17 protein-coding genes, 1 tRNA gene and 4 pseudogenes are annotated in these 21,015 nt (G+C 66.7%); 6 read left to right on the plus strand and 16 right to left on the minus strand.

Going from position 1 to position 21,015, the window contains the following annotated elements; genetic code table 11:
• Positions 1 to 180: 180 nt before the first annotated feature.
• Positions 181 to 777: a maleylpyruvate isomerase family mycothiol-dependent enzyme gene (locus ADBZ6K_RS15120; RefSeq protein WP_526348041.1), complete on the minus strand. Its 597-nt coding sequence runs from the start codon at positions 775 to 777 to the stop codon at positions 181 to 183.
• Positions 778 to 840: 63 nt separating this feature from the next.
• On the opposite strand from ADBZ6K_RS15120, the gene ADBZ6K_RS15125 reads away from it, so the two are divergent.
• On the plus strand, positions 841 to 1,275 hold the full coding sequence (locus ADBZ6K_RS15125; RefSeq protein ID WP_526348043.1) for a MarR family winged helix-turn-helix transcriptional regulator: 435 nt from the start codon (positions 841 to 843) through the stop codon (positions 1,273 to 1,275).
• Between the two features lie 83 nt (positions 1,276 to 1,358).
• Here ADBZ6K_RS15125 and rho read toward each other — a convergent pair whose 3' ends face one another.
• The 6 genes from rho to argS all read right to left on the minus strand — a co-directional run bounded on the left by rho (position 1,359) and on the right by argS (position 10,037).
• Positions 1,359 to 3,161, minus strand: coding sequence for a transcription termination factor Rho (gene rho, locus ADBZ6K_RS15130; protein WP_526348240.1), 1,803 nt, complete (start codon positions 3,159 to 3,161; stop codon positions 1,359 to 1,361).
• Positions 3,162 to 3,535: 374 nt separating this feature from the next.
• The gene (gene thrB, locus ADBZ6K_RS15135; protein WP_526348045.1) at positions 3,536 to 4,483 is read right to left on the minus strand and encodes a homoserine kinase; all 948 of its coding nucleotides are present in this window, start codon (positions 4,481 to 4,483) and stop codon (positions 3,536 to 3,538) included.
• A 52-nt stretch (positions 4,484 to 4,535) separates the two neighbouring features.
• Positions 4,536 to 5,642, minus strand: coding sequence for a threonine synthase (gene thrC, locus ADBZ6K_RS15140; protein WP_526348047.1), 1,107 nt, complete (start codon positions 5,640 to 5,642; stop codon positions 4,536 to 4,538).
• Positions 5,639 to 6,964 carry a homoserine dehydrogenase gene (locus tag ADBZ6K_RS15145; RefSeq protein ID WP_526348049.1) on the minus strand — a complete coding sequence of 442 codons (1,326 nt, stop codon included), beginning with the start codon at positions 6,962 to 6,964 and terminating at the stop codon, positions 5,639 to 5,641. The genes thrC and ADBZ6K_RS15145 overlap by 4 nt, the downstream gene beginning before the upstream one ends.
• 5 nt (positions 6,965 to 6,969) lie before the next feature.
• Positions 6,970 to 8,304, minus strand: coding sequence for a diaminopimelate decarboxylase (gene lysA / locus ADBZ6K_RS15150; RefSeq protein ID WP_526348242.1), 1,335 nt, complete (start codon positions 8,302 to 8,304; stop codon positions 6,970 to 6,972).
• Positions 8,305 to 8,384: 80 nt separating this feature from the next.
• The gene (gene argS / locus ADBZ6K_RS15155; protein WP_526348051.1) at positions 8,385 to 10,037 is read right to left on the minus strand and encodes an arginine--tRNA ligase; all 1,653 of its coding nucleotides are present in this window, start codon (positions 10,035 to 10,037) and stop codon (positions 8,385 to 8,387) included.
• Between the two features lie 100 nt (positions 10,038 to 10,137).
• Between argS and ADBZ6K_RS15160 the strand changes: the two genes are divergently transcribed.
• Positions 10,138 to 10,210, plus strand: a tRNA-Arg gene (locus ADBZ6K_RS15160).
• A gap of 114 nt (positions 10,211 to 10,324) precedes the next feature.
• Here ADBZ6K_RS15160 and ADBZ6K_RS15165 read toward each other — a convergent pair.
• The 3 genes and pseudogenes from ADBZ6K_RS15165 to ADBZ6K_RS15175 form a co-directional block, all read right to left on the minus strand.
• Positions 10,325 to 11,649: pseudogene (locus ADBZ6K_RS15165) on the minus strand (IS256 family transposase).
• Between the two features lie 196 nt (positions 11,650 to 11,845).
• Complete coding sequence (locus ADBZ6K_RS15170; protein ID WP_526348053.1) at positions 11,846 to 12,433, minus strand: hypothetical protein; 588 nt, start codon at positions 12,431 to 12,433, stop codon at positions 11,846 to 11,848.
• Between the two features lie 26 nt (positions 12,434 to 12,459).
• Entirely contained in the window at positions 12,460 to 12,831 is a 372-nt protein-coding gene (locus tag ADBZ6K_RS15175) for a hypothetical protein (protein ID WP_526348055.1), read from the minus strand.
• A 338-nt stretch (positions 12,832 to 13,169) separates the two neighbouring features.
• On the opposite strand from ADBZ6K_RS15175, the pseudogene ADBZ6K_RS15180 reads away from it, so the two are divergent.
• Together ADBZ6K_RS15180 and ADBZ6K_RS15185 are read left to right on the plus strand one after the other, a co-directional pair.
• Positions 13,170 to 13,401: pseudogene (locus ADBZ6K_RS15180) on the plus strand (DUF433 domain-containing protein); the annotation flags it as partial.
• Positions 13,402 to 13,462: 61 nt separating this feature from the next.
• Positions 13,463 to 13,666 (plus strand): annotated as a pseudogene (locus ADBZ6K_RS15185) (DUF433 domain-containing protein); the annotation flags it as partial.
• Between the two features lie 150 nt (positions 13,667 to 13,816).
• Here the strand turns inward: ADBZ6K_RS15185 and ADBZ6K_RS15190 are convergent.
• The 3 genes and pseudogenes from ADBZ6K_RS15190 to ADBZ6K_RS15200 all read right to left on the minus strand — a co-directional run.
• Positions 13,817 to 13,960: pseudogene (locus ADBZ6K_RS15190) on the minus strand (IS1380 family transposase); the annotation flags it as partial.
• A gap of 195 nt (positions 13,961 to 14,155) precedes the next feature.
• On the minus strand, positions 14,156 to 15,421 hold the full coding sequence (locus tag ADBZ6K_RS15195) for a serine hydrolase domain-containing protein (RefSeq protein ID WP_526348057.1): 1,266 nt from the start codon (positions 15,419 to 15,421) through the stop codon (positions 14,156 to 14,158).
• Positions 15,422 to 15,632: 211 nt separating this feature from the next.
• Positions 15,633 to 15,968 (minus strand): hypothetical protein, encoded by a 336-nt coding sequence (locus tag ADBZ6K_RS15200; protein WP_526348059.1) that lies wholly within the window; start codon positions 15,966 to 15,968, stop codon positions 15,633 to 15,635.
• Positions 15,969 to 16,481: 513 nt separating this feature from the next.
• Between ADBZ6K_RS15200 and ADBZ6K_RS15205 the strand changes: the two genes are divergently transcribed.
• Both ADBZ6K_RS15205 and ADBZ6K_RS15210 read left to right on the plus strand, forming a co-directional pair.
• Positions 16,482 to 17,915 carry an MFS transporter gene (locus ADBZ6K_RS15205; protein WP_526348061.1) on the plus strand — a complete coding sequence of 478 codons (1,434 nt, stop codon included), beginning with the start codon at positions 16,482 to 16,484 and terminating at the stop codon, positions 17,913 to 17,915.
• A 45-nt stretch (positions 17,916 to 17,960) separates the two neighbouring features.
• Positions 17,961 to 18,545 (plus strand): RDD family protein, encoded by a 585-nt coding sequence (locus ADBZ6K_RS15210; protein WP_526348063.1) that lies wholly within the window; start codon positions 17,961 to 17,963, stop codon positions 18,543 to 18,545.
• 16 nt (positions 18,546 to 18,561) lie between these two features.
• Here the strand turns inward: ADBZ6K_RS15210 and ADBZ6K_RS15215 are convergent, their stop codons facing one another.
• The 3 genes from ADBZ6K_RS15215 to ADBZ6K_RS15225 all read right to left on the minus strand — a co-directional run bounded on the left by ADBZ6K_RS15215 (position 18,562) and on the right by ADBZ6K_RS15225 (position 20,835).
• Complete coding sequence (locus ADBZ6K_RS15215) at positions 18,562 to 19,251, minus strand: DUF899 domain-containing protein (RefSeq protein ID WP_526348065.1); 690 nt, start codon at positions 19,249 to 19,251, stop codon at positions 18,562 to 18,564.
• An 87-nt stretch (positions 19,252 to 19,338) separates the two neighbouring features.
• Positions 19,339 to 20,004, minus strand: coding sequence for a pyridoxamine 5'-phosphate oxidase family protein (locus ADBZ6K_RS15220; protein WP_526348067.1), 666 nt, complete (start codon positions 20,002 to 20,004; stop codon positions 19,339 to 19,341).
• Between the two features lie 48 nt (positions 20,005 to 20,052).
• A complete protein-coding gene (locus tag ADBZ6K_RS15225; RefSeq protein WP_526348069.1) occupies positions 20,053 to 20,835 on the minus strand; it encodes a GntR family transcriptional regulator in 783 nt (260 codons plus the stop codon).
• Between the last annotated feature and the right edge of the window lie 180 nt (positions 20,836 to 21,015).

Raw genomic sequence — 21,015 nt, forward strand, 5'->3', positions numbered from 1 at the left:
TGACCTGGAGGGAAGTGATGGACGTGAACCGGAACCGAGGGTCGACGGTCCATTATGCCAGGTCAACCGCCAGCAGCCTAAACGCCAGGGCAGCGGCGGCTATTCCTGGTTGTCCTCCCGTTCGCGTGTTCCTCCCGTTCGCGTGCCGAGGTCTGCGCCCGGGTCGTGAACCCGGCGTGATCACTGCCCGTACGCAGATCTCGGCGAGACCGGCCGGCCCGCCAGCACCAGCACGATGTCCTGGATGGGCTTGCGAACCGGTTCGCCCCGCCCTGCACTGAACTCCGCATCGGTCGCCGTGAACTCGATGCCGGCGAACTTCCGCCGCGGATTGAGGGGAAATGTCATGCCCCACAGCCGTTCGGCGGCGATCACGGCAGCGGGGATGGGCATCGTGCGCGTGATACCGAGCGGCACCGCAATGTCCTGACCGTGGACAAGGATGTCCATCAGCGGATCGGCGGCCACCGTGCCCGGGGGTCTGCGCCGTACGCCTACCGTGGCCCGCAACGCCGCGACCACATCCTCGGACGTTCGGCGATCGGATCTGGCCATCCGCGACATCATGGCGTCGAACCGCAGGCCGGAGCGCAGCGCCTCGACGCCGAACCGCGCCCAGCTCTCCGTGCACTGCACGAGGTGCACCGCGACGTCGCGCACCGTCCACTCGTCGCAGAGCGACTGGGTCTGCCATTGCTCGGGCGTCAGGGTCGCGAGCATGCCGGCGAGATCCTCGCGCTGTTCGTCGATCAGTCGGTCGATCTGTCCAGATGCCACATCCCCGCCTTTAGTCAGATTTCCTGACTAATATAGACAGGAATCCATACTAAGGTCAACGGGGTGACGGACACGCCCCACGCCGCGACGCTGATGTTCATCGCCCATCGGGCGGCCGAGACACGGGTGTACGAGGCGTTGCGCGCCACCGGATTCGGCGATCTGACGCTGGCCCAGGTTCGTATCAGTCAGCGGTTGAGCCACAACGGAATTCGCGTCACCGACCTCGCCCAGCAGGCGCGCGTGACCAAGCAGACCGCAGGCGCGCTGATCGACGAGCTCGAGCAGAACGGCTACGTCTCCCGTACGCCCGATCCCCGTGACGCGAGGGCCCGGTTGGTGGTGTTGACCGCCAAGGGCCGACGGCTGTGCGCCGCAGCGGCGGCCGAAGTGGCCGCGGTCGAGGCGGAGTGGCGCGCACATCTGGGGACCGAGACATACGCGGGTCTGGTCGCCGCGCTGGTGTCGCTGCGCGAAGTCACCGATCCGTTCCGCTGAGCGCGCGACGAGCCCACCGGGACGCCGCAGCAAGCGGCCCCCGAACGCGCGGGGCGTGCGGGGGCCGTCGGGTCGGATGCCGGTCAGTCGTTATCCGGTGCGCCCGGTGCGGTCTTGGAGACCTGCACCAGGAACTCGTAGTTGTTCTTGGTCTTGCGCAACTGGCTCATCAGCAGGTCGATAGCCTGATGCGGGTCCAGGCCGGACAGCACCCGGCGCAGCTTGTGCACGATGGCGAACTCATCCGGCGAGAGGAGCAACTCGTCCTTGCGGGTGCCGGACGGGTTGACGTCGACTGCCGGGAACACGCGGCGCTCGGAGATCTTGCGGTCGAGTTTGAGCTCGGCGTTGCCGGTGCCCTTGAACTCCTCGAAGATGACCGTGTCGCCGGTCGACCCGGTCTCGACCATGGCGGTCGCGATGATGGTCAGCGAGCCGCCATCCTCGATGTTGCGCGCAGCGCCAAGGAATCGCTTCGGCGGGTACAGCGCGGTGGAGTCCACACCGCCGGACAGGATGCGGCCCGATGCCGGCGACGCGTTGTTGTACGCGCGGCCGAGCCGGGTGATCGAGTCCAGCAGCACCACGACGTCCTTGCCCTGTTCGACCAGGCGCTTGGCGCGCTCGATCGCCAGCTCGGCGGCCTGGGTGTGGTCTGACGGCGGCCGGTCGAAGGTCGAGGCGATGACCTCACCCTTGACCGAGCGTTGCATATCGGTCACCTCTTCCGGTCGCTCGTCGACGAGCACCACCATCAGGTGGCATTCCGGATTGTTGCGGGTGATCGCGTTGGCGATGTCCTGAAGGATGGTGGTCTTACCCGCCTTGGGCGGCGACACGATCAGCGCGCGCTGGCCCTTGCCGATCGGCATGATCAGGTCGATCACGCGGGTGGTCAGCTTTTCGGTGCTGGTCTCCAACCGCAGCCGCTGGTTCGGGTAAAGCGGGGTGAGCTTGCCGAACTCAGGGCGTTTCCTGGCGTCCTCGACGGGTCCGCCGTTCACGCTGTCGAGCCGCACCAGCGGATTGAACTTCTGCCGGGGATTCTGGCCGCCGGACTCCCCTTCCCGGGGCACGCGGACGGCGCCGGTGATGGCGTCGCCGCGGCGCAAACCATTCTTGCGCACCATGTTCATCGACACGTAGACGTCGTTGGGGCCGGCCAGATAACCGGAGGTCCGCACGAAGGCGTAGTTGTCGAGCACATCGAGGATGCCTGCGACGGGCTGCACGACGTCGTCCTCGCGCAGTTCGGTGTCGCCACCGCCACCGCCGCTCGTTTCGCCGCCGCGTTCACCACGGCGCCTGCGGTCGCGGAACCGTCTGCCCCGCCTGCCCTGCCGGCCGTCACCGTCGTCGTCGACACGGGACTGCTGGTCACCCTGCTGCTGGTCACCGCCGGCTCGACGGTCCGATTTGGGTTCCTGCTCGCCGGTGGAGCCGCCCTTGGCCGGTTCTGCGACCGTCGTCCCGGCGGAGACGTTCTCCTGCTTGGCGTCTGGCCCGGATTCGATGTTGGTTGCGGGTTTGGCGTCGGTTGCGTCCGCGTCGATCGCCCTTGAGCCCTTATCCGAGCCCGTGTCATCGGGGGCTCCCGCGTTGCGGCTGGCGGTGCGGCGTTCGCGACGCGGCCGTTGGGCGGGAGCATCGGCTTTCGCCTCGCTCGTCGGTGCCGCGGCGTCATCGCGCCCGGCCCCGTTGGCCTGGCCGCGGCGCTCACGGATGGCGGCGATCAGTTCGCCCTTGCGCATCCCGGAGGCGCCTTCGACGCCGATCTGCCTGGCCAACGCGCGCAACTCAGGCAACACCAGACTCGTCAGCGACGGGGTCCGGCCACCGGAAGACCCATCGGCGCTCGGCGCGTCGGAAGACGCGGGCGACGCGATGTCTGTTGAAACGGAATCGGGCACTGCCGCACTCTCGGTGTTGCCCTCAGCCGTGAAGAGGTCCGTATCAGTCACGGATTTCCTTTCTGTCCCCCGCTGACTGGGTGTGCGGGGGTTTGGTTGCATTCAGCCGGAACACTGAATACGCGAATCGCACCGTCGCCTCTGCAACGGTGGTCGCCGGGTTTCACCGTCGTGCGGCGAACCGTCAATCCCCGAGTTGAACACGTAAAAGAAGAGTGGTCGTCCTACTGTCGGCGCAGGCAGAGACGCTGCAATTGCTGGACGACAGCGAGAATAACCCGCATCGATGCCGGAAGCAAGAAGCACATGGTTCTCATGTGACCGGTGTGACACTCGATCGGCGCTTCGCGTCAGCTCCTGACGGTCACCCCGGACGTCCATCGAACGCCCTGGCCAACCGCCATCTCGAGGATGGTGAACCCGTTGGCGGCGCCGAACTCCAAAGCCTCCGCGGGTAGCTCGGATTCCGGACTCATCGCCAGGACCGCGGGACCCGCCCCGGAGAGCACCGCCGCTACGCCATAACGCCGCAGCAGGTGAAGGTATTCCGCCGATGCCGGCATCGCCGGTCCGCGCTGCGGCTGATGCAGGACGTCCTGCGTGGCCTCCAGCAGCAGGTCCGGCCGGTCGGTGAGCGCCACCACAAGCAATGCGGCCCTGCTCACGTTGAACCGCGCATCGGTGTGGCTGACCTGCTCGGGAAGCAACACCCGGGTCTCGGCGGTGGATGAGCGCTGCTGCGGAATCGCCGCGAACAGCCGGATGTCGGGATGTAGTCGCAGGGTCGCCGCCGCATACCGCGGATGCCGCGTGCCCGCCGATTCGGTCCACGACACCACCGCCCCACCGAGCACCGCGGCCGACGCATTGTCCGGATGGCCCTCGAACTCCGAGGAGAGCTGAACGAGTTCACATTCGCTCAACGTCGTCGAACCCGCCTGTGCGAGAAGGCCATTGACCGCAGCCAGACCACCGACGACGGCGGCGGCAGACGAGCCGAGCCCGCGGGAATGCGGAATGTCATTACGGCAACGGACGATCATTCCCGCCGCCCGATGGCCCGCAGCGCGCAGACCTGCCTCGATCGCGCGCACCACGAGATGTGAACTGTCCAGCGGGACCTGACCGGCGCCCTCACCCTCGACTTCGACCGTCAGACCCGATTCGGCGGTCTCCACGACGACCTCGTCGTAAAGGCTCAGCGCCACGCCGAGGCTGTCGAACCCCGGGCCCAGATTGGCGCTGGATGCAGCGACGACGGCGGTGGCAGACAGGCCAGCCGGAAGGGTCTGGCTCACCGAGTGGGCTCCTGCTTCTGAGGTGCGCGCAACGTCTCTCCCGCTCCCGGCCCTAGACGAGCCCGAGCTTGGCGACGACCGCGACCGGATCCACCGGGACCGGGGTGACCGCGGGCATCCCCTTGAGCGCGGTGTCGGGATCCTTCAAGCCGTTGCCGGTCACAGTGCAGACGACCTTCGAACCGGGGGGCACCCAGCCGTCCTCCACCGACTTGAGCAGCCCGGCGATGCTGGCCGCCGATGCCGGTTCGACGAAGACCCCTTCGGTGCGCGCGACCAGGTGGTATGCGGCCAGGATCTCCTCGTCGGTTGCGGCGAGGAAGCGTCCCTTGGACTGCTGCTGGGCCTCCACCGCCGAGTGCCAGGACGCCGGCGAGCCGATGCGGATCGCGGTCGCGATGGTCTCCGGTTCGGTCACCGGCTCGCCAAGGACCAGCGGCGCGGCACCGGCGGCCTGAGTGCCCAGCATGCGCGGCAGCCGGTCCGAGAGTCCGTCGCGGTGGTACTCGGTATAACCCTTCCAGTACGCGGTGATGTTGCCCGCGTTGCCGACAGGAAGCGCATGCACGTCGGGCGCAGTGCCCAGCGCATCGACGATCTCGAACGCCGCGGTCTTCTGCCCTTCGATGCGTACCGGGTTCACCGAGTTGACCAGGGCGATCGTCGGGAAGTCGGCCGTCATCTTGCGCGCCAGTTCCAGGCAGTCGTCGAAGTTGCCGTCGATCTGGATGATCTTGGCGCCGTGCATGACAGCCTGCGCCAGCTTGCCCATCGCGATCTTGCCCTGCGGGACCAGCACCGCACAGGTGATACCCGCCCTGGCCGCGTACGCCGCAGCGGAGGCCGAGGTGTTACCCGTGGACGCGCACAACACCGCCTGCTGACCGCGCGCGAGCGCGTCGGTCACCGCCATGGTCATGCCGCGGTCCTTGAATGAACCCGTGGGGTTGAGCCCCTCGACCTTCAAATGCACTGTGCAGCCGGTGAATTCGGACAGTCGCTTGGCGTAGATCAGCGGCGTGCCGCCTTCGAGCAGGGTGATGGGTGTCCAGTCGTCCTCGACCGGCAAGCGATCGCGATACGCGGCGATCAGGCCGGGCCACGGGGTGTGCACGGCACCGGCCGGACGGGCGGAACTATCGGAGTGCGTGGTGGTCATTCGGCTGTTCCCTCCATGCGGAGCACGCTGTTGATGCTTTGCACCACGTCGAGATCGGCGAGCGCGGCGACGGTTTCGGACAGCGCGGCGTCGGTTGCCTGGTGAGTGACGACGACGATGCGGGCGCCGCAACGCTGCCCGTCTTCATCGACCATGCCCTCCTGCCGCACTTCGGCGATGCTGACCTCCCGCTTACCGAATTCGGCTGCCACCGAAGCCAGTACGCCGGGGCGATCGGCAACGTTCATGCTGACGTAGTAGCGGGTCGGGATGAACCCGATCGGCGAGATTGGGAGTTTCGCGTACTTGGATTCACGCGGGCCACGACCCCCCTGGACCCGGTTGCGTGCGGCCATCACCAGATCTCCCATCACCGCGGATGCGGTCGGCGCGCCACCGGCGCCCTGGCCGTAGAACATCAGCCTGCCCGCCGCCTCGGCCTCGACCACGACCGCGTTGAACGCACCGCTGACCGCCGCAAGCGGATGGTTCAGCGGCACAAGGGCCGGATAGACCCGGGCCGAAACCCGTTGCTGCCCCTCATCGTTGGTGAGACGTTCGCAGATCGCCAGCAGTTTGATGGTGCAGTCCAGCGCGCGGGCGGACGCGAAGTCCGCGGAGGTGACCTTGGTGATGCCCTCGCGGTAGACGTCGTCGGCGGTCACCCGGGTGTGAAAAGCGATGGACGCGAGGATCGCGGCCTTGGCCGCGGCGTCATAGCCCTCGACGTCGGCGGTGGGATCGGCCTCGGCATAGCCGAGCGCGCTGGCGTCGGCGAGCGCGTCCGCATAGTCGGCACCGGTGGAATCCATCGCCGAGAGGATGTAGTTGGTGGTGCCGTTGACGATCCCGGCCACCCGCACCACGGTGTCGCCGGCCAGTGACTGAGTGAGCGGGCGGATCACCGGAATGGCGCCGGCCACCGCGGCCTCGAAGTACAGGTCCACGTGAGCCGCCTCGGCGGCCTGGGCCAGCTCCCCGGTGGACTGGGCCATCAGCGCCTTGTTGGCAGTGACCACCGACTTACCCTGTTCCAGGGCGGTGAGAATGGCCTTCCGGGCCGGCTCGACCGGCCCCATCAGCTCCACGACGATGTCGACGTCGTCGCGGGATACCAACTCCTCGACGTTGTCGGTCAGCAATTCGACCGGAACACCACGGTCGGCGGTAACACGCCGGACCCCTACCCCGCGCAGCTGCAGCGGAGCGCCGATGCGAGCCGCCAGGTCGTCGGCGCTCCCCTCGATGATCCGGACGACTTCACTGCCGACGTTGCCCAGACCCAATACCGCCACACCGATAGGCTTATCCTGCGCGCTCATATCGCTTACCTCACTTCCAGACTCAGCAGATCGTCGACCGTCTCCCGGCGCAGGACGAGACGAACTCGCCCGTCGCGCACGGCCACCACCGCGGGACGGCCCAGCAGGTTGTAACGGCTCGACATGGAGTAGCAGTACGCGCCGGTCGCGGCGACCCCCAGCAGGTCCCCCGGCGCGACGTCGTCGGATACCCACGCATCGCGGACGACGATATCGCCGCTCTCACAGTGCTTTCCGACGATCCGCGCCAAAGTTGGGGGCGCGTCGGCGGCACGGGAGACCAGCCGCACGTCGTATTCGGCGCCGTAGAGCGAGGTCCGGATGTTGTCGCTCATCCCGCCGTCGACGCTGACGTAGCGCCGGTGGGCGGTCTGGCTGATCGCGACATCCTTGACGGTGCCCACGGAGTAGAGGGTGATGGTGCCCGGGCCTGCGATCGCGCGGCCCGGCTCGACGACGAGCCGGGGCGCGGGCAGACCGACCGCTGCGGACTCGTTGGCCACGATGGCGCCGAGCTTGGCCGCCAGATCCTCGACCGGCGGCGGATCGTCGTGCGGCAGATACGAAATCCCCAGGCCGCCGCCGAGATCGACAGTGGCGATCTGCGCGGTCTTGTCCACACCGAACTCGGCGACCACGTCGCGCAGCAGCCCGATCACGCGGTGGGCGGCCAGCTCGAATCCGGCGACGTCGAAGATTTGCGAGCCGATGTGGCTGTGCAGTCCGACCAGCCGCAGGTTGTCGGTCTCGAAAACCCTTCGCACGGCGGCCATCGCGGCACCACTGGCCAGTGAAAGCCCGAACTTCTGGTCTTCGTGGGCAGTGGAGATGAACTCGTGGGTGTGGGCCTCGACGCCGACGGTCACCCGGACCAGGACGTCCTGGACGACGCCCGCCGCCCCGGCGATCTCGTCGAGTCGTTCGATCTCGATCATCGAGTCGAGGACGACGTGGCCGACGCCCGCCTTGACGGCGGCGGTCAGCTCATCGACCGATTTGTTGTTGCCGTGCAACGCGATTCGTTCGGGTGGGAAGCCCGCGTGCAGTGCGACGGCCAGCTCGCCGCCGCTGCACACGTCGAGGGACAGGCCCTCCTCGTCGATCCAGCGCGCCACCTCGCTGCACAGGAAAGCCTTTGCGGCATAACGCACGTACTCACCGCCACCGAAGGCGGCCGCGATCTCCCGGCAGCGGGACCGGAAGTCGTCCTCGTCGATGACGAAGACCGGGGTGCCGTAGTCGGCGGCGATGTCGGTGAGCGGCACGCCGGTAATCGACACCACGCCGCCCTCGCCACGAACCGCGTTGCGCGGCCAGACATTCGGCGCAAGCGCGAGCATCTCCGCGGCGCTCTGCGGCCGGGGTGGCGCGCCGGCGTGGTGGATCTCCTCGGCGTGCCTGGGCCCGGCGGGATGGGCGTTCACATCCGCTCCGGCGCGGTGACCCCGAGGATGCCCAGCCCGTTGGCCACCACCTGGCGGGTGGCGTCACACAGCGCGAGTCGCGCGGCGTGCAATTCGTTCGGTTCCTCGTCGCCCTGCGGCAGCACCCGGCACGAGTCGTAGAACCGGTGGTAGTCGCCGGCGAGGTCCTCGAGGTAGCGGCACACCCGGTGTGGTTCGCGCAGCGCCGCAGCGGCTTTGAGCACCCGGGGGAACTCGCCGATGTTGCGGATCAGCGTGCCCTCCTTGTCGTGGGTGAGCAGGTCCAGCCGTGACGTGTCGGCGACGACACCCAGCTCGGCGGCGTTGCGGGCCAGCGCCGAGAGCCGGGCGTGTGCGTACTGCACGTAGTAGACCGGGTTCTCGTTGGACGCCGAGGACCACAGCGCCAGGTCGATGTCGATCGGGGTGTCCACCGACGATCGGGTCAGTGCGTAGCGGGCGGCGTCGACGCCGATGGCCTCCACCAGGTCGTCGAGGGTGATGACGGTGCCCGCACGCTTGCTCATCCGCACCGGCTGGCCGTCGCGGACCAGGTTGACCATCTGGCCGATGAGCACCTCGACGGTCTCGGGGTCGTCGCCGAGCGCCGCGGCGGCGGCCTTGAGCCGGGCGATGTAGCCGTGGTGATCGGCGCCGAGCATGTAGATGCACAGGTCGAATCCGCGCTGGCGCTTGTCGAGGAAGTAGGCGAGATCGCCGGCGATGTAGGCGGGCTGGCCGTCGCTCTTGATGACGACGCGGTCCTTGTCGTCACCGAACTCGGTGGTGCGCAGCCAGGTCGCGCCGTCCTTCTCGTAGATGTTGCCGGTCTCGCGCAGCCGGGCGATGGCCTGCTCGACGCGGCCGGACGTGTGCATCGAATCCTCGTGGGTGTACACGTCGAAGTCGGTGCCGAACTCGTGCAGGGACTGCTTGATGTGATCGAACATCAGGTCGACGCCGATCGCGCGGAAGGTCTCCTGCTGTTCGGCGGCGGGCAGGCTGAGCGCGTCGGGAGCTGTTTTGAGGATCTGGGCGGCGATATCGGCGATGTAGCTGCCCGCGTAGCCGTCCTCGGGTGCCGGCTCGCCCTTGGCGGCGGCCACCAGCGACCGGGCGAACCGGTCGATCTGGGCGCCGTGGTCGTTGAAGTAGTACTCGCGTACCACCTCGGCGCCCTGGGTGGACAGCAGCCGGCCCAGAGCGTCGCCGACCGCGGCCCACCGGGTGCCGCCGATATGAATGGGTCCGGTGGGGTTGGCAGACACGAACTCGAGGTTGATCTTCTTGCCCGCCAGGAGCTGCGAGCCGCCGTAACCGGCAGCGGCGACCAGGACGTTGTTGACGATGACGCCTTGCGCGGAGGCCTCGATACGCAGGTTCACGAATCCCGGCCCGGCGATCTCGGCGGAAGCGATGCCGTCGGCCTGCGCCAGCGCGGCGGCCAGCCAACCGGCCAGCTCGCGCGGGTTGGCCCCGACCTTCTTGCCCAGCTGCAGGGCGAGGTTGGTGGCGTAATCGCCGTGCTCGGGGCTGCGGGGACGCTCTACGGTGACGGTTGCCGGCAGGACGGAGGCGTCGATGCCGTGCTCGGTGAGCACCGCGGTGGCGGTGGCCTTGAGAAGCTCGGCGAGGTCGGCGGGGGTCACGAGGGTCCATCCTATGGTCTGGGGTGGTCAGGCCCCGAATCCATTCCCGCCGCCGTCATGCGCTAGGCTTACCACGCCCAATCGGCGCAGCGTTGTGCGCGCCCCCGTAGCTCAGGGGATAGAGCGTCTGCCTCCGGAGCAGAAGGTCGCAGGTTCGAATCCTGCCGGGGGCACCCCTCCTACCAGCACATATACTGATTCTCGCACCGCCTACCTATCCCCTACCCATTTGCCCTCCCCCTGGCGGGGCCGGAGAGCAATTGTCGAGACCTGTGGATCGGGGTGTTTCAGGCGACCTCCGTTGTGGTTGATTCGATGGGTTCGGTGGGCGTGATGTCGACGGGCCGTTCGAGCAGTTTGCCTTTGTGGAAGATGGCGCCGGCCCGGATGAGAGCGACAAGGTGCGGGGCATTGACGGCGCGCCAGCGGGCTTGGGCAGCGTCAATCAGCTTGTAGGCCATGGCAATACCAGCCGCACGCGAACAGGGCCCCGTTGTCACCTTCGTCCGCAAACGCGCTGTGGCAAAAGTTGATTCCTGCGGGTTCGTGGTGCGCAAATGCACCCAATGCTCGGCCGGGTACTTGTAGAACTCCAGCAGCACGTCAGCGTCGTCGACGATCTTGGCGACCGCCTTGGGATACTTGGCGCCGATGTCGACCTCGAACGCCTTGATCGCGACTTGGGCGTGGTCGATGTCCTCGGCCATGTAGATTTCCCGCATCGCCGCGATCGCCACCGGATGAGCCGACTCGGGCAGGGCGGCAAGGACATTGGCCTGCTTGGGAAACCCACACCGCTGCTCACGGGTGACCGGGAACACCTTGCGCACCGCTTTCCAGAACCCGAGGGCCCCATCGCCCACGGCCAGCACCGGCGCGGTCATCCCGCGACGTCGGCACGTGCGCAGCAGATGGGCCCACGACTCAGCCGACTCCCGGTACCCGTCGGCCAGTGCGACCAGTTCCTTGCGGCCATCGGCCCGCATACCGATCATCACCAGCAGGCACAGCTTCTCCTGCTCCAGCCGGACCTTGACGTGGATGCCGTCGACCCACAGGTAGAGGTAGTCGGTGCCCGATAGGTCCCGGGCTTCGAAGGCCTTGGCTTCGTCCTGCCACTGGCCGGTGAGCCGGGTGATCCTAGTGGCGGACAACCCGGCACCCGAACCCAGGAACTGCTCCAACGCCGGACCGAAGTCGCTGGTCGACAAGCCAGGCAGGTGCAGCAGCGGCAGCACCTCGGTCATCTGCGGCGATTTACGCTCCCAGGCGGGCAGGATCGCCGACGAGAATCGTCGCCGCTCACCGGTATAGCGTCGACGCGCTTGTCGTTAACCCGCGGCGCAGTCGCGCTTACCGCGCCCGCCGCGGTCAGTACCTGCCGCTCGTGGTGATAGCCGTTGCGCACCACCAGCCGGCGCCCGTTCTCGTCGACCTCACCGGCCTGGGCGTCGATGTAAGCGGCCACCTCGGCCTGCAGCGCGGCAGCCAGCATCTGGCGGGCACCGTCGTGGACAATCTCATCGAGCAACGACCGTGATGCACCGGCGTCCTCATTGGACGAATCGGCATCGTGAACTACCTTGAGCGTGGGAGTACCTTCCCGAACCAGCGCGCCAAGGCCGGCTCATGATCAGACCTACGTGAACTTTCAGATCATCCTCGGGAAGGTGCGCCCTTTCCTACGCCACCTCGCCCGAGGCTCATCCACAGGTTCTGATCATTGCTCGGGGCCGGATTCGTTAGCTGTCCGCACGTGGAAGCTTCGGTGGAGGTTGACGGGGTTTCGGTAGTACTGCGCTTGATTTTCAGCGGCGCCCCATCATGCCGCCCGGCCCCATCATGCCGCCGCCCATCATTCCCTGCATCATCGCTGGCATTCCGTCACGCACAAATCCGCTGACCTCCCGGGCATGCTCGCGGACATATAGAACGAGGTTCGGGTCGTCTGTGGTCTCCTCGGCGATCACCCCAGTGGGCGTGAAGGTGAGTTTCCGGCGGTAGCCGGCGGCATTCCGAAAAAGGGTGGGCAGGCTTTGGCTCATGCACATGACCTCGGATCCCTGCCCCAAGCGGTCGTACATGCTCGACACGTGGGCCTGTAATTGGGCCGCCAGGTCTGGTGAGTTTGATTCGGTCGTGGTGCGCACGCCGCCGGGGATTTCCTCGACGACGCGATTAATTTGGCTGCGCCGCATGAACATGTCCATATAAATGCGCATGTCTGCGGGGCCGACGCCCATCATTCCGCCATCGCCGGGGCCGTTCGCGAGCCGGACGCCTGGCGATGGCGAGTCGAGCATGCTGCGGATGGCATAGCCAACGCCTAGGACACTGCCCGCCGCCAACGCGCCGAGTGCAGCGAGCGCCGCACGGCGAGTAATCAACCGCGCCATCGTGACCTCACTTCGAGCGCCCTATCCTATGGCCGCGGTGTGGTCGGAACCGTTGTTGTCGGTGGCTGCTGACCCGGCCACGGGCCGTACGGTCCCATCATGCCGCCAGGTCCCATCATGCCCGGCCACATCTGGCCGTACGGTCCCGATTGACTCGGGCCCATCATCCCGGGCTGGTGATATCCACCACGGAAATTGCCGTATGAGGCTCTACCGATGAAAAAGCCAGAGAAGAAAATCACAGCAACGATGAATACGACACCGGCGACGATGCCCACCCACACCAGGATTGAGTTCGACCGGTTTCGCCTGTCATCGTATGGCGACGCCGACTCCAAGGCGCGGCGCTCCGTGGCCGCTGTGGTTTGTTCCTTTCCGGACTCACGAGGTTCCGTCATCCTCGAATCGTCCCCGGCTCTGGAACCGAATAGGTAGGGCACATGTGCCTCTCAGTCTGGGAAGGTTGTCACGTCCTTCCGATACGCCACGGCCACACGACTACGCGGTGGCTGACCACGCAACCACGCAGTGGGTGACAGGGAACCACCTTGCGATCACGGCCACAGGCAACCCCGTAGGTATTGTGGTATCGCAGGAATGCCGCGCATCGTGCAGGCGGATCCGTTCCAGTCGAGCCGTCAAGGCCCCCAGGGACCCCAGTGTTGTGGCTGGGGTGGGATGGGCGCGATACAACAAGTTGACCAGCTTTGACAGTGCCCGCTGGTAGCCCTGTGTCATGCTTGCGCGCATGTCGGTAACCTCGGTGCTTGATCGCGAGGTCTACCTATACGCGGAGGTGGACCGACTCGTCGGCATGACATCTGGCACCGCGCGCCGCTGGATCAACGGCTACCGCGGCGGGCGCACTTTGACTTTGTACCCGCCCATCTGCGAGTTGCACCGCGTGACACAGAGTGGCGACGTGGGGTGAGTTCGTTGAAGCTCGCATGCTGGCCGAATACCGCGACAAGATGATCCCGACGTCGCGACTCCGAGAAGATCGTGACGGAGATGCGCCCCAATCTGGTGTTCCCCGACATCGTCATCAGCCCTGACCGTTACAGCGGCGGACCCACGTACGTGGGTCGGCGGGTTTCGGTAGCAACGATCGCCGGAATGGCCAGTGCCGGTGAGCGCCACGAGGATCTGGCAGCCGACTATCAACTCAGCCTGGAACAGGTCCAAGCCGCCGTGGACTACGCCGCGAAGTACAGCGGAGCCGCCCAATCCTGATTCCACCGATCGGCCCTACGGTGGCGTGTTGAGTTGTTGATCTTGATTTGGGCTGGTGCTGGGCAAGGTGGGGCGGGCCGCTGGTCTGTCCAGCTTTTCCTGTTGGGGTCCTGGTTGTCGGGTCGGTGGTTGGTGGTTCAGGCGCTGGATCGAATATCCGATGGTGTTGTGCCACAGGGTGATCCATGCGGGTTGCCAGGGCCAGTGCCGGGGTAGGTGCAGGATCGGTCGGCGTTGGGGTCGGGCCAGCCGGGCCGGAACGTTGACCAGGTGACGACGCAGCGTGGCCCCGCGGGTCCATCGAAACATCCCCTTCCTCGGGCGGCGGGCTTGCCGCCCGCACCTTGTGCACGATCGCCGGCGCCGCTTTGTTCAAATTTTGTTGACATCGTCCCGCCGCTCGAAGGGCCCGAGTCTGCCGGTGACACGACGGGGCGCCGAGCCACCACGCGCGCAGCCCTGGAGGTTGCCCTCAATGCCGTCGGGTCGTTACCTCGTGGTCGTGGTGGCGGCCGCCGGTGCCGGCGCCAGCGACAAACCCGCGTAGACCTCATCGAGCACCGTCGGCAGTATGGCGTTCGCCGTGGTCTCCCCCTCGGGGGAGAGCGTCAGGTTCGTCCAGATCACAAGCGTCACATCGTTATCCGGGTCGTACCCCATGAAGGAGTTGAATCCGGGGAGTTCACCGCCGTGGTAATACATCGCCGCGTCCGGACCGAAACGCTGATGGGATATGCCGTAGCCGTACTCCTGCCCGCCGGGAGCGCCGGGATCCTCGATCTGCCGGCTGTCGAGCCACTGCTGGTGGTAGTCGCTGTTGAAGACCTTGCCGGAGACGAGTGCCTTCATCCAGGTGGCCAGATTGTCCGCGGTCGAAATGGCACCGCCCGCAGCGGTGGCATACGACGCATTCTGATTGGTGTAGTCCACCGGCTGCAGCGTCCCGTCCCGCGCCCCGGCGGTCATCTCGGCCGGGTACGGGTCGTCGACCAACGCATAGGCCGATCCGCCGTACATGTAACCGTGCGAGTACGGGGCAGGGATGGCGGTGTCGTCGATGGCGGGGAGCGACGTCTGGTCCAGGCCGATCGGGCCGAACAGCCTGTCCTGGAACTGCTCGGCCAACGGGCGCCCGCCGGCCTTCTCGGCCACCAGACCCAACAATGCGTAGTTGGTGTTGCTGTACTGGTAGGAAGCGTCCGGCGCGAACTCCGGCGGGCGCGAGTAGGCGATGTCCAGCACGTCCTGCGGCGTCCAGGCCCTGCGCGGGTCGGCGTCGAGAGCCGCCGCCAGCTCGGGCGCATTCGTGTACGGATACAGGCCGCTGCGCATCTTCAGCAGCTCGGCGATGGTGATGTTCTCACCGTCGGGTACACCGGGAACGTAGTCCGACACCGGATCGCTCAAGCGCAGCTTGCCATCCTGGGCCAGCAACACGATCAGCGCCGCGGTCATCGTCTTGGTGTTCGACGCGATCCGGAAATGGGTGTCCGCATCCGGCGGGGTCTGCGCGCCCAACTCGGTGGTGCCGACTCCGGCGGCAAAGCTGCCTTGCGGAGTGCGCAGCAGAACCATCGCCCCCGGCACCCCCAGCTTCTTCGCGGCGGCATCCACGGTGGCCCGAAACGCCTCCGGGTCAATGGGATTCAGAGCGGAGGATGCCGCGGGAACGGTCGCGGTGGTCGTGACGGCCGACGACCCGGCCGTCGACGCGGTCTCCGACGGAGGCGAGCAACCCGCGAGCAACACGGCCATGCACGCCAGAGGCGCGGCCACATGCGCGCGACCGCGACCACTCGTGCTCGGTCCGTATCTCACCCACGACATCGTCATCACGGACCCGATCGCCTCAGCCTGCAGCCACCGCCGACGGTGGATCTGCGGTGCCAGTGTTACACACGCCCAGACGCCGAAGGCCCTGTTCAGCGAGGTTCGACCGAGGTTCCCAAACGAGGTCCGAACGAGGTCAGGAAAGCCCCCACTTCTTGGCGACGTCATCGGGGAAGCTGGTCCATTTCGTGGCCACATCGCCGGGGAAGCTGGTCCATTTCTTGGCCACATCGCCGGGGAAGTTCGTCCATTTATCGGCGACGCTGCCAGGGAATGCGTTCCACGAATCGGCCACGCCTTGGGGGAAGCCCGTCCACGTCGTGATGACGCCTTCGGTGAACTCGGTCCACCGGTCGCAGGGCGAGCAGCTCACGGTGCTTGTCGGTTCGGCGGATGCGGGCGCGGCCAGCGCAATCCCGGTGCCGATGGCTCCCGCCGCGATGGTCGCGGCAATCAGTTTGGTCTTGATCACGATGTCGCCTCCGTTACGGGGTGTGTGCAAATGGTGCCGCCACTGTATACGCCCGACGTGATCTTTGCCATTGAGCGCTATAGGCTGTGGCGATTCCTCGCTGGTTGCCACACGCTGCCGCAGCAAAGCGGCGAAACACTGCTCCATCTTTGGAGATCCGATCCTGGGCCGAGGTTCTCCTTGTTTGCCGCATCTGCGTGAGCATGAGCTCATCTGATTGCTGCCGACGTGATCCGGCACCACGGTGGGGCATAGTGACACCTTCCGGAGGCAAACTCCGCGGCGCGAGCCATCAGTCGCTTTGGCTCACCGATCGCGACATCTCATCGAGAATCATGGTCGAAACATCACTCGCCTGCACGCTGAGCTCTGCGCGCGAGCGCGGCCGCTGCTAATGTGCCATTGCCCATTGGCATCGATATTGGCGTTGATATTGGCACCGATACTGGCATTGATCCACAGTTCCAATCCATCGTCGGTCACGGCCCCGTGGCGGCGGATAAGGCGGCCCAGATGAGTCTTCCGCCCGCGACGCCGACGGCCGACAGCACCGCCGCCGGGGCGGCGCTGTCCCGGCGGCAGCTCGTCTTCATGGTCGCCGCGCTGGTGGCGTCGGTGATCTCGTTCTCGCTCAACGCCACCATGGTGGCTCCGGCGTACCACGCGATCACCACCGAGCTGGGCCCGGACGCGTTCGTGACGATGTCGACGTACTTCTACCTCGCGGGCGCGGTCGCCAACGTCGTACTGGTCCGGTGGAGCGACTACATCGGCCGAAAGCGCGTCCTGCTGGGAATCCTGGTGGTGCTCTGCATCGGCACCGTGCTGTGCATCCTCGCCACCTCGCCGCCCCTGTTCGTGCTGGGCCGGTTCCTCCAGGGTGGCTCCAACATCACGTTCGGGCTGGCATTCCTCATCCTGCGTGAACACGTGAAGGGCCCGGCCTTCGGAGTCTGCTGCGGCGTGATCTCGTCGATCAACGGCGGCGTCGCCGGCGGCGATGCGCTGCTCGGCGGAATCATGGTGGACCGACTCGGATTCCGCTCCATCTTCGTGCTCATCCTCGTCGTGGGCGCTGCCGGCCTGTTGTTCGCTCTGAAGGCGGTGCCGGCCGACCAGCCCGGCCAGCGTTCCCAGGGGCGGATGGATTGGCTTGGCGCCGTGCTGATCGCGATGACGGTCGGCGGCATCACCCTGTTCTTCAGCGTCGGCGGCCGCAGCGGCTGGCTGTCCCCCACCGCGCTGGCCTGGATCACCGTCGCCGTCGTCGCCCTGGTGGCGCTCATCGTCGTCGACAGCCGCATCGCACACCCCCTGATCGCGTTGCAGCACATGCGATCCCGCGAAGCATGGCCGCTGATCGTGGTGACGATTCTGGTGATGGGATCGTTCATGGTCGTGCTCGGCTTCATCGTGCCCGCCCTCGCCGAGGATCCCGACTCCGGCTTCGGACACAACGCCACAATGACGGCGTTGTTGTTCATCACTCCCGCCGCACTCGTGCAGATCCTGGCCGCGCCGTTCATCGGCAGGCTGGCGACCCGGATCGGGTTCGTGACCGTGCTGCGCGCGGGCATCGCCGCGTCGGTGGCGGTCACCGCGCTCCTCGCGTTCGTCGCCGAGCAGGAACGGGCGTTCATCGCCGTGATGGTGCTGTTCGGACTGGCGTTCAACGCCACGCTGCTGACCGCGATGAGCACACTGGGCGTTCTGCAGGCCTCCGACGAGGAACCCGGCGCGCTGCCGGGTGTGGCCAACGCCAGCTACGGAATCGGGGCATCGCTCGGATTCGCTTGGGCGGGACCGATCGTGGGGTCGGGGACCGATTCGAGCTTCCAGCACGCGATCTGGATATGCGTGGGGATCGGGGCGCTGGCGCTGGCGTTCAGCCTGATCCTCAAACCCAAGGTTGGCACTGCGGCGCAGTCAGTCGTCTCACACAGGTAGTGCTCTACTCGTTGCCACGGGCACGATCAGTGCCATGGTTGCCTCATGAACTCCGGTGCGATGGACTGGGGGTCTGAGAGCGTCCGGCCGCCGGGCGCGCCGCCCGGATATGGGTACGCGGGCCCGGGCATTCGCCTGCTCGCCTTTCTCGTGGACGGCTTCGTCGTATTCGCCCTGTTCATGGCCGTGTTGATCGGCTTGAGCGCGTTCGCGATCGTCGCCTTCCCGTCGCAGGTCGACCCCGATTCCGATCTGTTGAACCTCGATCTGGATACCTGGCCCGCGGGCGCGGTGATCTACGCTGCGACGAGCGTGGTGTCGCTGGCCTGGTACGGCGGCTGGCAGGCCGGTCGCGGCGCCACCCCCGGCATGCTGCTGTTCAAGCTGCGGGTTCGCGGTCCGAGCGGGGGAACGAACCCGACCTTCGGCGCGGCGGTGACGCGCAATGGCCCGCAGGTGCTCCTGAACTTCGGCGCACTGTCGGGAATCGAAGCCGTCGACGCGCTGCTGGGCGTCGTGACCTTCGCGACCTACATCGCAATCGGCGTCTCGATCTCCAACAGCCAGACCCGCCAGGGCTTTCACGATCGGCTGGCCGGCGGAACCTACGTGCTGCGACGAGGCAGGTAATGCGGAACATCGACGCTCAGTACGAGTCGTGTAAGCGCATCCACTCGTACGGCGGCCGTTGTGGCCATCCCGGCGGTGAATCCTCCCAGGTCTCCTGGCGGCCGTACGGGGTCAGGTCGAGCAGGTCGAACACCACCATGAACGGTTCCTCACCGCGGTCGAACGTCTGCCAAGTGTGAAACACACAATCGGCATTCGGGCCGCGACCACGCAGGAACACGCTGACCGAATGTCGCTCCTCGCTGCCGACGGTCGCGCCGAAGTCCTCGTTGAACGTCGACCCCGCTGAGGAAACCCACGGCAAGGCCCAGCCCATCCGGTCCCGGAAGGCCACCAGTTTGGGCAGCGGGGCGCGCGAAATCAGCACGAACGACGTGTCTTTGGCGTGCAGGTGGGACAGCGGTCCGACGTGGTCGGCCATCATCGAGCAGCCGTCGCAACCCTGGTCCCAGTCCGGACCGAACATGAAGTGCTGCACGATGAGCTGGCTACGGCCATCGAACAGTTCGGGTAGAGATACCGGACCGACCTCGGAGTCGAACACGTACGGCTGGCCGACCTCCACCATCGGCAGCCGCCGCCGCGCAGCGCTGACCGAATCCTTCATCCGCGTCAATTCCTTTTCGCGAACCAACAATTCGGCCCGGGCGCGCTCCCACTCGGAGCGCGAGACGATCGGCGGCATCGATACGGGAGGGGTGACCATCTCCCCAGCCTGCCACGATGATAGGCGCTCGTCAGATCGATTGCCGGAGCGTGCTATTGGGCTTGCACCGAGGGAATCGATGCGTGTTCAACGCCGCCGCGCGTTGGACAGCGCGCCCGTCATCGCACGCACCGACGCGGGCATAGGGATCGCCGGATCACAGTCCGGCGCGATCGCGGGCTCACCGTAGACGGTGGTCAGCGGAACGACACCTGCCCACGCCCCGGAGGCGACGTCCTCGTCGGGATCCTCGGGCCACCCGGCACTGACCTTCAGCGACCAGTTGTCCGGGCCGATCCTCAGCCGCAGCACCATCGTGGCCGCCAGTTCCTTGCGTGAGCTGGCCCTCAGCTCGGCAACCCGCCCCGGGATGAACGAGTTGGTCAGGGCCTCGAGGTAGTCGACCTTGCGCTCCGGTTCGACCACCGTGAACGATCCGAACAGCGCCGCGCTGCGGTAGTGAAACGACGATTCGAAGCCACTGCGTGCGATCACCACCCCGTCCAGAGCGGTGATCGACACCGCGACCGATGTCCCGGCGGCGACGGCGCGTAACCACGGTGAGCCGGTCGACCCGTGGATGACGAGCTCCTCGCCGACCCGCGCGAATCCGGTCGGGAAGATCACCGGATGGCCATCACGCACCAGCGCGATGGTCGCCAGCGGCGTGGCGTCGAGCAACGCGTCGAGGTGTTCGCGCGACGTGGATTGCTTCTCGTCGAGCCTCGTCACCGTGGTCGAGGGCACTGTCATCAGTGAACTGTCGCATCCCGGGCCGGCCATCGCGACACGCAGGGCCCGCTATGTCGCCTGGAACACCGACACCTGCGCAGCGGACGCGATCATCACGTGCTTGGCGAGGTAGAGCGGTCGTCCGCCGAACGCGATGGACTGGGTGATCACCAGCGCCGGGTCGGTTTCCACCGCACCCAGAATCGCCGCCCGCGTCGCACCCAGATGCGACACCGATATCTGGCAGTCGCCCGGCCCGAGCGGTTTGGTCACCGTCGCCTCGATCAAACCCAGCAGGCTGCCCGCGCCCACCGTCATCGCGTCGACCGAGTCGGCCAGCCGCTCGTCGATTCTGGCCAGCGCGGACCCGGCCGCGACGTGTTCCTGGGTGATGCCCACCGGCAGGTCCCCGACGATGATCATGGCCTCCCACGTCCAGCAGTTGTCACCGTCGCGCAGGCCGAGACCTTCGGCGATCCACGTGGACGCCAGTTCGATCTCGATCTTCGAGCGCGCCAGCCGGGTCCCCGGGATCGCGCCGGACAGCAGCCGGTCGATGGGCTGAATCCGCTCCAGCCCGAGCCGGGGCAGCGAGCTGGTGACGAAGCGGCCGACTCCGCGGCGGGCGCGGACCAGGCCGTCCTCCTCCAAGAGCATCAGCGCCTCCCTGGCCACCGTGCGGCTCACTCCCAGCAGGGTTCCGAGTTCGGTCTCGCTGGGCAGCGCCGAACCCAGCTCCAGTCGGCCGCTGCGGATACCTTCTGCGATCCGGTTGTAAACGGCCACCCTCAGCGGCATGCCTGCGGAGACGGCGACGGGAGCGTCGAAGAACGTCGGCCCGCTGTCGGGCATGCGCACTCCTGGATCGCGGGGCCTTCTGGGCACAGTGTGGGCAGGGTAAGCGACACGTGCGTACGCGGCGCCACGCGGCCAAGCGTACGTCGCAACATCACCGTAATCATCTCGGCACCGTTGTATAACAAGCATCTCTTAACGTCGGACAACCAAGCGGGCAGTGTGCCCGCAGCCGCG

Origin of the sequence: Mycobacterium sp., assembly GCF_044223235.1 — a bacterium.
GTDB lineage: Bacteria > Actinomycetota > Actinomycetes > Mycobacteriales > Mycobacteriaceae > Mycobacterium.